The organism is Seonamhaeicola marinus (genome assembly GCF_008085455.1).
Genome location: NZ_VSDQ01000421.1, coordinates 1 through 344, shown reverse-complemented (window position 1 = coordinate 344; position 344 = coordinate 1). Strand labels below are relative to the sequence as shown.

Annotated in this window: 1 protein-coding gene; it reads right to left on the bottom strand. The window is 36.6% G+C overall.

Annotated features, from left to right (window positions below; translation table 11 throughout):
* The coding region (rpsB, locus tag FUA24_RS07475) for a 30S ribosomal protein S2 (protein ID WP_148541132.1) at positions 1 to 344 on the bottom strand (344 nt) is incomplete at its 3' end.

Here is a 344-nt window from a genome sequence, read left to right as displayed (position 1 = left end):
GAAGCCATTTTTTTAACAGCTTTTCTAATAGTAACAAAGTTTGTTAACATACCACCTGGCCATCTTTCAGTAATGTAAGGCATGTTAATAGCGCTAGCTTTTTCAGCAACAATATCTTTTGCTTGCTTTTTTGTAGCAACAAATAATATTTTACGTCCTGAAGCAGCAATTTTTGCTAATGCAGCGTTTGCTTCTTCAATTTTAGCTGCGGTTTTGTAAAGGTTTATAATATGGATACCGTTACGCTCCATGTATACGTAAGGCGCCATATTTGGGTCCCACTTACGTGTAAGGTGTCCAAAATGTACACCTGCTTCAAGTAATTCTTTTACTTCTACTGCCAT